9 protein-coding genes are annotated in these 11,924 nt (G+C 37.6%); all 9 read left to right on the top strand.

Annotated elements, in window-relative coordinates:
* Positions 1-194: 194 nt before the first annotated feature.
* The 9 genes from secA (at position 195) to NHG49_RS26155 (ending at position 11,913) form a co-directional block, all read left to right on the top strand.
* On the top strand, positions 195-2,702 hold the full coding sequence (secA, locus tag NHG49_RS26195) for a preprotein translocase subunit SecA (protein WP_000579393.1): 2,508 nt from the start codon (positions 195-197) through the stop codon (positions 2,700-2,702).
* Positions 2,703-2,846: 144 nt separating this feature from the next.
* Positions 2,847-3,945, top strand: a protein-coding gene (prfB, locus tag NHG49_RS26190; protein ID WP_096001656.1) for a peptide chain release factor 2 whose coding sequence is annotated in 2 segments (ribosomal slippage) — positions 2,847-2,918 and positions 2,920-3,945 — 1,098 coding nt in all. Because the reading frame shifts where the segments join, the coding sequence is not laid out codon by codon here.
* A 438-nt stretch (positions 3,946-4,383) separates the two neighbouring features.
* The gene (gene cccB, locus NHG49_RS26185) at positions 4,384-4,707 is read left to right on the top strand and encodes a cytochrome c551 (RefSeq protein WP_064476196.1); all 324 of its coding nucleotides are present in this window, start codon (positions 4,384-4,386) and stop codon (positions 4,705-4,707) included.
* A 314-nt stretch (positions 4,708-5,021) separates the two neighbouring features.
* Positions 5,022-5,708, top strand: coding sequence for a cell division ATP-binding protein FtsE (ftsE, locus tag NHG49_RS26180; protein WP_000594325.1), 687 nt, complete (start codon positions 5,022-5,024; stop codon positions 5,706-5,708).
* Complete coding sequence (ftsX, locus tag NHG49_RS26175) at positions 5,698-6,591, top strand: permease-like cell division protein FtsX (RefSeq protein WP_000645020.1); 894 nt, start codon at positions 5,698-5,700, stop codon at positions 6,589-6,591. The genes ftsE and ftsX overlap by 11 nt, the downstream gene beginning before the upstream one ends.
* 118 nt (positions 6,592-6,709) lie before the next feature.
* Complete coding sequence (locus tag NHG49_RS26170) at positions 6,710-8,146, top strand: S41 family peptidase (RefSeq protein WP_080349976.1); 1,437 nt, start codon at positions 6,710-6,712, stop codon at positions 8,144-8,146.
* Between the two features lie 261 nt (positions 8,147-8,407).
* On the top strand, positions 8,408-9,592 hold the full coding sequence (locus NHG49_RS26165; RefSeq protein ID WP_142315076.1) for a PDZ domain-containing protein: 1,185 nt from the start codon (positions 8,408-8,410) through the stop codon (positions 9,590-9,592).
* Between the two features lie 228 nt (positions 9,593-9,820).
* The gene (locus tag NHG49_RS26160; protein WP_048563441.1) at positions 9,821-11,536 is read left to right on the top strand and encodes an ABC transporter ATP-binding protein; all 1,716 of its coding nucleotides are present in this window, start codon (positions 9,821-9,823) and stop codon (positions 11,534-11,536) included.
* Between the two features lie 65 nt (positions 11,537-11,601).
* Complete coding sequence (locus NHG49_RS26155; protein WP_000637523.1) at positions 11,602-11,913, top strand: heavy metal-binding domain-containing protein; 312 nt, start codon at positions 11,602-11,604, stop codon at positions 11,911-11,913.
* The last annotated feature ends 11 nt before the right edge of the window (positions 11,914-11,924 follow it).

Raw genomic sequence — 11,924 nt, 5'->3', positions numbered from 1 at the left:
AGACATTCGGCCGATTGTTGTCATAGTTATAAGACAAGTGTTACAATTATCATTAGGTATATACATTTTAGTTTTTTTAATTAGGAGAAAAATTGGCATAACATACATTTGATTTTTACAACGACTGATTGTAATAGAGAAAAAGAAAAACAATCGGAAGTTTTATTTTAATAAAAAAGAGGAGCGTATTTCCTATGATCGGTATTTTAAAAAAGGTATTTGATGTAAATCAACGCCAAATTAAACGTATGCAGAAGACAGTTGAGCAAATTGATGCATTAGAATCATCTATTAAGCCATTAACAGATGAGCAATTAAAAGGAAAGACGCTTGAATTTAAAGAACGTTTAACAAAAGGTGAGACAGTAGATGATCTACTTCCTGAAGCTTTTGCAGTTGTTCGCGAAGCTGCGACTCGTGTTCTTGGAATGCGTCCGTATGGTGTGCAGTTAATGGGTGGTATTGCCTTACATGAAGGGAATATCTCTGAGATGAAAACGGGTGAAGGTAAAACGTTAACATCTACATTACCTGTATATTTAAATGCTTTAACAGGAAAAGGTGTTCACGTTGTTACGGTCAATGAATACTTAGCACAACGTGATGCGAGCGAAATGGGACAACTTCATGAGTTCCTTGGCTTAACAGTAGGAATTAACTTAAACAGTATGTCACGCGAAGAGAAACAAGAGGCTTATGCTGCTGATATTACGTATAGCACAAATAATGAGCTTGGATTCGATTACTTACGTGACAACATGGTTTTATATAGAGAACAGTGCGTTCAGCGTCCACTTCATTTTGCTATTATCGATGAAGTCGATTCTATTTTAGTCGATGAAGCACGTACGCCGCTTATTATTTCGGGACAAGCTCAAAAATCAACAGAGCTATACATGTTTGCAAATGCATTCGTTCGTACATTAGAAAATGAAAAAGAGTATTCATTTGATGTGAAAACGAAAAATGTAATGTTAACTGAAGATGGTATTACGAAAGCAGAGAAAGCTTTCCATATTGAAAACTTATTCGATTTAAAACATGTCGCACTTCTTCACCATATTAATCAGGCGCTTCGTGCACACGTTGTCATGCACCTTGATACAGATTATGTTGTACAAGAAGGCGAAATCGTAATTGTAGACCAATTCACTGGTCGTCTTATGAAAGGTCGTCGTTATAGCGAAGGTTTGCACCAAGCTATTGAAGCAAAAGAAGGCGTAGAAATTCAAAATGAAAGTATGACACTCGCAACAATTACGTTCCAGAACTATTTCCGTATGTATGAAAAGTTATCTGGTATGACTGGTACAGCGAAAACGGAAGAAGAAGAATTCCGTAGTATTTACAATATGAATGTTATCGTAATTCCAACGAACAAAGATATTATTCGTGATGACCGTGCTGATTTAATCTTCAAATCAATGGAAGGCAAATTCAATGCAGTTGTTGAGGATATTGTAAATCGTCATAAACAAGGGCAACCTATTCTTGTTGGTACAGTTGCAATTGAAACGTCAGAGCTTATTTCAAAAATGTTAACACGTAAAGGTGTACGCCATAACATTTTAAATGCGAAAAACCATGCGCGAGAAGCAGATATCATTGCAGAAGCTGGTATGAAAGGTGCTGTAACGATTGCGACGAATATGGCTGGTCGTGGTACGGATATTAAGCTTGGAGACGATATTAAAAACGTTGGTCTAGCAGTTATCGGTACAGAGCGTCACGAAAGCCGTCGTATTGATAATCAGTTACGTGGTCGTGCTGGTCGTCAAGGGGACCCTGGTGTAACGCAGTTCTACTTGTCTATGGAAGATGAACTAATGCGCCGCTTCGGTTCTGACAATATGAAAGCGATGATGGATCGTCTTGGTATGGATGATTCACAGCCGATTGAAAGTAAAATGGTTTCTCGTGCGGTAGAATCTGCGCAAAAACGTGTAGAAGGAAATAACTATGATGCACGTAAGCAGTTACTGCAGTACGATGATGTACTTCGTCAGCAACGTGAAGTTATTTACAAACAGCGTCAAGAAGTAATGGATTCTGAGAACTTACGCAGTATTATTGAAGGTATGATGAAATCTACAGTAGAACGTGCTGTTGCGCTTCATACACAAGAGGAAATTGAAGAAGATTGGAACATTAAAGGTCTTGTTGACTACTTAAATACAAACCTTCTGCAAGAAGGCGATATAAAAGAAGAAGAGTTACGTCGTCTTGCTCCAGAGGAAATGAGCGAGCCAATTATCGCGAAATTAATAGAGCGTTACAATGACAAAGAAAAGCTTCTGCCAGAAGAGCAAATGCGTGAGTTTGAAAAAGTTGTTGTATTCCGTGTAGTAGATACGAAATGGACAGAGCATATTGATGCGATGGATCACCTTCGTGAAGGTATTCATTTACGTGCTTACGGTCAAATTGATCCACTTCGTGAGTATCAAATGGAAGGATTCGCAATGTTCGAGTCAATGATTGCTTCTATTGAAGAGGAAATCTCTCGTTACATTATGAAAGCTGAAATTGAACAAAACTTAGAGCGTCAAGAAGTTGTTCAAGGTGAAGCTGTTCATCCATCTAGTGATGGCGAAGAGGCGAAGAAAAAACCAGTTGTAAAAGGTGACCAAGTAGGCCGCAACGATTTATGTAAATGTGGTAGCGGCAAAAAATATAAAAACTGCTGTGGTATCGGGAAGTAATACAGGGCGATAGCCCAGATTGCTTTGCAAAATTTTACATCAAAAATGTATAATTAAGAAAGATTAAACTCTCTCCGTCATAAGTGGAGAGAGTTTCCCTTGTTTTCATAAGAAAGTAACAGCAATTACATAGAGGTGAAGGAAATGGAATTAGTAGAAATTAGACAAGAATTAGAGAAAATGGCTAAGAGATTAGCGGCTTTTAGGGGGTCTCTTTGACCTTCCTACTAAGGAGAAACAAATTGCAGAGTTAGAAGAGACAATGATGGGTGCAGGATTTTGGGATGACCAACAAGGCGCACAAGCTGTAATTAACGAAGCTAATGCACTGAAAGAGATGGTTGGAAAGTTCCGTCAGTTAGATGAGACATTCGAAAATTTAGAAATCACGCATGAGCTTTTAAAAGAAGAGTATGATGAAGATTTACATGAGGAACTTGAATCTGAAGTGAAAGGCTTAATTCAAGAAATGAATGAGTATGAGCTTCAGTTACTACTAAGCGATCCTTATGATAAAAATAACGCTATTTTAGAATTACACCCAGGTGCTGGTGGAACAGAGTCACAAGACTGGGGTTCTATGTTATTACGTATGTACACACGTTGGGCTGAAAAACGTGGGTTTAAAGTAGAAACGGTTGACTATTTACCAGGTGATGAAGCTGGTATTAAGAGTGTTACTTTATTAATTAAAGGTCATAACGCTTACGGTTATTTAAAGGCAGAGAAAGGTGTACATCGTCTTGTACGTATTTCGCCATTCGATTCTTCAGGCCGTCGTCATACATCGTTCGTATCTTGTGAAGTTGTACCTGAGTTCAATGATGAAGTTGAAATCGAAATACGTTCAGAAGACTTAAAAGTTGATACGTACCGTGCAAGTGGTGCAGGTGGACAGCATATTAATACGACAGACTCAGCAGTTCGTATTACACATACACCAACAAACACAGTTGTAACATGTCAGTCAGAGCGTTCACAAATTAAAAACCGTGAGCACGCGATGAAAATGTTAAAAGCGAAATTGTATCAAAAGAAACTAGAAGAGCAACAAGCGGAGTTAGATGAAATTCGCGGTGAACAAAAAGAAATCGGATGGGGTAGCCAAATTCGTTCTTACGTATTCCACCCGTATTCTCTTGTGAAAGACCACCGTACAAATACAGAGGTTGGTAACGTACAAGCGGTTATGGATGGAGAAATTGATCCATTTATTGATGCTTACTTACGTTCTCGCATCTAATAAGCGAAAAAAAGCCAACAAAGTTGTTGGCGTATGCTGAGGATAGTCGAGGAGATAAAGAATTTGATTTTATTTCTATAGATGAAGTAAAGAGGAAGAGAAGTTGGAAACGACAACTTCTCTTTTTGATGGGATTATATGTAGCATACAATGTTGTATATTGTATTGTAAAAAGTAGAGAATAGTAAAACAGAGCGGCAATAGAGTAAGACTTGAACAGAACTTTTCTGATTTTCTGTTCAACAAGAATTCTTTATAGAAGTTTTTACGTTGTTCACAGAATTGAAACAACTTATGAAAGCTTTATATTATCAGGGTTCTTACTGTGTTTTTGAAAAATATGAAATATACCTTAGTTTTTCTATATAAAGATAATGCTTATAATGAAAATGAGTGTGTTAGGAATGAAAAGAATATCAACAATGGGGAGCGATAGAAGTGAAAAAGAAATTGTTGGCTATTGCGTTAGGAACATCAGTCGTTTTTGCTTTAGGAGCATGTGGAAATAAAGAAGAGAGTAAGCCTTCGAAACAATCTGCAAGCACAGATAGCGCAGAGCAAATTTACCAAAAAAGTTGTATAGGCTGTCACGCGAAAGATTTATCGGGAGCAACTGGACCGGATTTACGAAAAGTGGGACAGAAATATGATGCAGCAGAGATTGAAAAGATTATTGAAAAAGGTCGCGGTTCTATGTCACCAGGAATCATTCAAGGTGAAGATGCGAAAAAAGTAGCTGATTGGTTAGCTGAACATAAATAAAAAAGGATAAAATGGACGAGTTGGTTATATAATCTTATCCCAAAATGATTTTGGGTAAGAACTATGACGACTCGTTTCCTTTTTCTGGAGTGTAACATAACTGTAACAAAAATGTATCCGAACTGGAAACCGTTTGATGTTACAATGGGGTTTGTAGAATTTTGCTGAAATATATTACATAGAGTAGCGCTGCTAATAAAAAGCATGAATGGAAGCTACCTTCAACAAGAGTGGTTAAGTGAGAATAAAGTTTTTATTTTCAGATGTACAGAAAAGTATTTCGAAAAAAATCATTAAGTATTGGGTGATAAATAATGATAAAAATGACGAATGTTTATAAGGAGTACCCGAATGGTATGAAAGCCATTGCTGGTCTCACAGTTAACATTAAACAAGGTGAGTTTGTATACGTAGTTGGACCGAGTGGAGCCGGGAAATCTACATTTATTAAAATGATGTATCGTGAAGAGAAGCCATCTACAGGGTCAATTAATGTAAATGGACTTGTTATTGAAACATTAGCAGAAAGAGATGTTCCATATTTCCGTCGTCAATTAGGCGTAATTTTCCAAGATTTTAAATTACTACCTAAGTTAACGGTATATGAGAATGTTGCGTTTGCCTTAGAAGTAATTGAAGAAGAAAAAGAAGCCATTCGTGAGCGTGTAACAGAAGTTTTAGGTCTTGTAGGTCTTGAGGATCGTGCAGACGCACTACCAAGTGAACTTTCGGGCGGAGAGCAGCAACGTGTTGCGATTGCGAGAGCAATTGTTAATAGACCAAAGGTTGTAATTGCCGATGAGCCAACAGGTAACTTAGATATTGAAACAGCTCTTGATATTATGAAGATTTTTACGCGTATTAACGAGCGTGGTACAACGATTGTTATGGCGACACATAACTCAGATATCGTAAATACAATTCGTCATCGTGTAATCGCGATTGAAGGCGGAAAAATTGTTCGAGATGAGATTGAGGGAGGATACGGATATGAAGGCTAAGACCCTTAGTCGACATTTGCGAGAAGGTGTAAAGAATCTATCACGTAACGGATGGATGACATTTGCTTCTGTTAGTGCAGTAACAGTTACATTATTACTTGTAGGTGTCTTTTTAACAGCGATAATGAATATGAACCATTTTGCGACGAAAGTAGAGCAAGATGTAGAAATTCGTGTACACATTGATCCAGCAGCAAAAGAAGCTGATCAAAAGAAATTAGAAGATGATATGAGTAAGATTGCGAAAGTAGAATCTATTAAATATTCTTCTAAAGAAGAAGAGCTAAAACGCTTAATTAAAAGCTTAGGTGATAGCGGAAAAACGTTTGAGTTATTTGAACAAGATAACCCACTTAAAAACGTATTCATTGTAAAAGCAAAAGAACCAACAGATACAGCGACAATCGCGAAAAAGATTGAGAAAATGCAGTTTGTAAGTAATGTTCAATACGGTAAAGGCCAAGTTGAAAAATTATTTGATACTGTAAAAACAGGACGTAATATCGGGATTGCGTTAATTGCTGGTCTTTTATTCACAGCAATGTTCTTAATCTCTAATACAATTAAAATTACAATTTATGCTCGTAGTACAGAAATCGAAATTATGAAACTGGTAGGTGCAACAAACTGGTTTATTCGTTGGCCGTTCTTATTAGAGGGATTATTCCTAGGAGTATTAGGATCAATTATTCCAATTGGCTTAATTCTAGTTACGTATAATTCACTACAAAGTGTGTTTAACGAAAAACTTGGCGGAACAATTTTCGAACTTCTACCATACAGTCCTTTCGTATTCCAATTAGCTGGTTTACTAGTGTTAATCGGGGCTTTAATCGGTATGTGGGGAAGTGTAATGTCAATTCGTCGCTTCTTAAAAGTATAAAAAGTTGCAAACATAATTCGTACAAGCTTATCATATAGTAGAAATAGGTAAAGGCATCACACACTGTGTGATGCCTTTTGCTACACCACCTGTGTGTTTTGGAAAGGGGAATTCCGCATTGAAACGTAGAGTTGCAATTATTGGAATGGTTGTTGCATTTTTAATTGGTGCTGGCGGAATGTTTGCAGGTATGTCTTTATTTGGGGTTAACCCAGCAGAAGTAACGCAAACAATTTCGAGTGGAAACGCTAGCACCGCGCAAGGGAATTTGGCAAAAATTAATGAGGCGTATGCACTAATTGATTCACGTTATGTGGAAGACGTGAAGGATGACAAGTTAGTCGAAGGTGCAATACAAGGCATGTTGTCTACGCTGAAGGACCCTTATTCCACGTATATGGATAAAGAAACGGCTAAACAGTTTAGTGAATCACTTGATCCTGAGTTAGAGGGGATCGGGGCTGAGGTGAACAAAACGGACGGTAAGCTTATTATCGTATCTCCAATTAAAGGCTCACCGGCAGAAAAGATTGGAATTAAACCGAATGACCAAATTTTATCTGTAGATGGAAATAGTGTGAAAGATTTATCACGTGAAGAAGCAGTATTAAAGATTCGTGGTAAAAAAGGAACGACTGTCGCGATTGAAATTAAGCGTGCAGGAGTAGCTGATCCGATTGTATTTAAAATTAAGCGTGAAAAAATTCCAATCTTCACAGTGTTTAGTTCTGTGAAACAAGAGAGTGGAAAAGATATCGGTTATATGCAAATTACTTCTTTTGCTGAAAATACGGCGAAAGAATTTAAGGATCAGTTAAAAGAGTTAGAGAAGAAAAATATAAAAGGCTTAGTTATTGATGTGCGTGGTAATCCTGGTGGCTACTTAAATAGTGTAGAAGAGATACTAGGGGAAATTATGACGGATAAAAAGCCGATGCTACAAGTAGAGCAACGAAATGGTGAGAAAAAGAAATTCTCTACGGAACTGAAAGAGAAAAAGCCATATCCAATTTCAGTATTAATTGATAACGGAAGTGCTTCTGCTTCAGAGATTTTAGCGGGTGCGCTAAAAGAGGGAGAAGGATACGATTTAATTGGTGAAAAAACGTTTGGTAAAGGTACTGTTCAGCAAGCCGTTCCATTTAAAGATGGTAGCAATATTAAATTAACGATGTTTAAATGGTTAACACCGGATGGAAACTGGATTCATAAAAAAGGAATCGCGCCAACAGTAGAAGTGAAGCAACCAGATTATTATCATGCGACACCAATTCAAATTGAAAAAACACTTTCATACAATTCAAATGATGTGCAAGTAAAACACGCGCAAGAAATGCTTAAGAGTTTAGGATATGTACCGGGGCGTGAAGATGGATACTTTAGTAAAGAGACAGAATCAGCGCTGAAAGCATTCCAAAATGCGAATGAGATGGAAGCGACGGGACAGCTGGATAAAAAGACAGCTGAGGCGATTCAAACTAAAATTATTGAAAAAATCCGTTCTGGAGAAAATGATTTACAATTACAGTCCGCATTAAAATTAATAGCGAAATAAAGTGAAACTTTAATCAGTGGGGGTTTTCTTCATCCCCCACTGATTATTAGTTGAACCAATCGGACTTTTATGGGCAGTTGATCCCCCACCTAAATTCTTTGCTTTCGCTGAATTTTGAGGTGGGGGTCTTACTGCCCATTAAAGCGGGATAAAAAGAAATACAGGCAGTTTGCTGCCTGTATTTTTTTGTGTTAAACAAACGTTTGTCCAGTTATGATAATATAAAAAGAAAGAATGATATAAATGGTGGTGAATGGGTTCGTGGAGGCATGGATTTTTGAAATAATGCGGGCAGTTGGACGTTTTTTCTTACACCCTGCTGTCTATGTATTTTTAATAAGTAGTATCTTCGTTGGATACTTACGTATGTTACGAGAACGAAAGGATTTTTCCTTTAAAGTTTATGATATTTGGTTTGAACTGCGAACATCTCTATTTGCGGGAGTTGGATACGGATTAATCGTATCTATTATTACAATTGGACTTGGCCTTGTCGTTTCCAAAGCGAGCTTATGGGTCATCTTACTTTGGACGTTATTATTTGGATTAACTGCTATGTATCGATATTTATCAGCAGCTTATACATTTAGTATCGCAATTGTATGCGTTCTATTATCTTCTAAGCTACCAGTTTCCTTCTTACAGCTTGGAGAAGGTGAAGAGAGTACGATTGTATCTCTTGCTATTTTACTAGGCGTCATGCTTGTTGTAGAGGGCTTGTTGATTTCTAAAAATGCAGTAGGATATTCTACGCCGAAGATTAAGAAGGGTAAGCGTGGGCTAAAGATTGGTTTACACGAATCAAAGCGTTTATGGATCGTGCCTATTTTTATTCTTGTACCAGGTGATGCAGTAACGCAGTTTATTTCATGGTGGCCTGTCGTTTCAATCGGTTCAGATACCTATTCTTTATTCCTCGTTCCATTTTTAATTGGATTTATGAGAAAGATTAGAAGTTATGAGCCAACGGAAGCTTTATTATTTACAGGAAGACGGGTCTACGGATTAGCAGGAATTGTACTTGTTTTAGGAATCGCAAGTTATTGGTGGCACGTACTTGCCATTATCGCAATGGGAGTCGCAATGCTTGGGCGTTTCACAATTTCCATGCGAGAAAAAATTGCGGATGAGACAAGACCGGCTTACTTCGCTGCACGTAATGATGGGCTTGTTGTATTAGATACAATCCCGAATACAATTGGGGCAGAGCTGAATTTACTGCCTGGAGAAGTAATTACGAAAGTAAATGGAGTCATTCCAGGAAGCGCTGAGGAATTTTATGATGCGCTTCAAACGAAGACGACAGGAGCATTTTGTAAGTTAGAAGTATTAGATACAAATGGAGAGCTTCGTCTTGCTCAAACGGCATTATACGCCGGAGGACATCACGAATTAGGAATTGTGTTTGTTCAGCAGGAGCATGAGTGGGATTCGGAAGCGATGTAATAGAAGAAAGGGTATCACCTTGTGGTGATACCTTTTTTTGTTGTGGGGGGCGGAATGGGTAGTAAATAGGATTTGTATCGGCGATTATTCAAATATATCGACTTTCCGGAAAAAAACGACAACTATCGCAAACATTCTTTTTAGTTTCATAGACGGATAACTTGAATAATTATTTGATAATGGTTATCATTTAGAGGGTGTTTTAATTTTGGAAAATGGAGGTAAGATATGCTACGTAAATTTTTTTCTTACTATAAACCGTATAAAGGTTTATTTATACTCGACTTTTCTTGCGCGGTTGTCGCAGGGTTACTAGAACTTGGCTTCCCGCTTATCGTAAATCAATTTATTGATAAGTTATTGCCAGGACAAAACTGGACGCTTATTTTATGGGCTTGTTTCGGTTTACTTGCAGTGTATATATTAAATGCAGGCTTACAATATGTCGTTACATATTGGGGACATATGCTTGGTGTTAACATTGAAACGGATATGAGGCAGAAATTATTTGATCACATTCAAAAGCTATCATTCAGATTTTTTGACAATAATAAAACAGGTCATTTAATTTCACGTCTTACAAACGACTTAATGGAAATTGGGGAAATTGCTCACCATGGACCAGAAGATTTATTTATCGCTGTTATGACTTTAGTTGGGGCATTCTCATTTATGATGATGATCAACTGGAAGTTAGCGCTATTAACGTTCTTCGTTATTCCATTCCTATTATGGTTGGCACTTTACTTCAATAAAAAAATGACAGGTACGTTTAGACGTTTATTCTCAGACGTTGCTGATTTTAATGCATGTATTGAGAATAACGTTGGTGGTATCCGTGTTGTACAAGCATTCGGAAATGAAAGGTTTGAGAAAGATCAATTTGCTGTAAACAATGCTCGTTTCCGTACAACGAAATTAATGGCATATAAAATTATGGCGTTAAATTCATCGATTAGTTATATGCTCATGCGTCTCGTAACGCTCTTCGTCTTAATATGCGGTACATGGTTTGTTCTGCAAGGTGAATTAACGTACGGTGGATTTATCGGATTCGTTCTATTAACGAATATTTTCTTCCGCCCAATTGAAAAAATTAATGCGGTAATCGAAAGCTATCCGAAAGGGATCGCTGGTTTTAAGAGATATGTAGAGCTTCTTGAAACAGAGCCAGATATTGTAGACTCTAAAGATGCAATGGAAGTTAAACATGTACATGGTGATATTCAATATAGCAACATTACATTCGGATATGAAAATAAAGAACCGATTTTAAATGATATTAGTTTGAAAATACATGCAGGTGAAACTGTTGCTTTCGTAGGACCATCAGGAGCTGGAAAAACGACGTTATGTAGTCTATTACCACGTTTTTATGAACAAGCGTCAGGATCGATTCAAATTGATGGTATTGATACGAAAGATATGACGTTATCTTCACTTCGTAAGCAAATTGGAATTGTGCAGCAAGATGTGTTCTTATTCTCAGGAACAATTCGTGAAAATATCGCTTACGGAAACTTAAAGGCGTCAGAAGCTGAAATTTGGCAGGCAGTAAAACGTGCACAGTTAGAAGACTTAATTTACTCACAACCAGACGGTTTAGATACGGTTATTGGTGAGCGTGGTGTGAAACTTTCTGGTGGACAGAAGCAGCGTCTAGCGATTGCTCGTATGTTCTTGAAAAACCCGCCAATTTTAATATTAGATGAAGCGACTTCCGCATTAGATACAGAGACGGAACTTGCGATTCAAAAATCACTTGCTGAACTATCTGTTGGCCGTACAACATTAGTTATCGCTCACAGACTTGCAACGATTAAAAATGCAGATCGTATCGTCGTTGTAAATAAAGATGGTATTGCAGAACAAGGTTCACATGAGGAACTAATTGAGCAAGGCGGAGGATATAGCCGTTTATACGAAGCTCAGTTCAGTTCGTAAATATAATTTCTGCTGAATTAGTGCACCATAAGTAAGTGAAAATCTTATATGGGAGGCTATGAAGCATGATTGTAACAACAACGTCTACGATTCAAGGAAAAGAAATTATTGAGTATATCGATATCGTCAATGGAGAAGCGATTATGGGCGCGAATATCGTTCGTGACCTTTTCGCCTCTGTCCGTGATGTTGTCGGGGGTCGTGCGGGCGCTTATGAAAGTAAATTAAAAGAAGCGCGCGACATTGCAATGGAAGAGATGAAAACTTTCGCAAGACAAAAAAATGCAAATGCAATTGTTGGTATCGACGTGGATTACGAAGTAGTTCGCGAAGGAATGCTAATGGTTGCAGTGAGCGGGACTGCCGTCCGTATTTAAAGTGAAAAAGC

Source organism: Bacillus sp. IBL03825, assembly GCF_024712505.1.
GTDB lineage: Bacteria > Bacillota > Bacilli > Bacillales > Bacillaceae_G > Bacillus_A > Bacillus_A wiedmannii.
Note: the sequence above shows the minus strand (reverse complement) of the source record. Positions and strands in the feature narration are given on the sequence as shown.

Bases quoted from the DNA above. Each gene is read 5' to 3' on its own strand.
- secA (WP_000579393.1), top strand. From the start codon at position 195: ATGATCGGTATTTTAAAAAAGGTATTTGATGTAAATCAACGCCAAATT.
- ftsE (WP_000594325.1), top strand. From the start codon at position 5,022: ATGATAAAAATGACGAATGTTTATAAGGAGTACCCGAATGGTATGAAA.
- ftsX (WP_000645020.1), top strand. From the start codon at position 5,698: ATGAAGGCTAAGACCCTTAGTCGACATTTGCGAGAAGGTGTAAAGAAT.
- NHG49_RS26160 (WP_048563441.1), top strand. From the start codon at position 9,821: ATGCTACGTAAATTTTTTTCTTACTATAAACCGTATAAAGGTTTATTT.
- NHG49_RS26155 (WP_000637523.1), top strand. From the start codon at position 11,602: ATGATTGTAACAACAACGTCTACGATTCAAGGAAAAGAAATTATTGAG.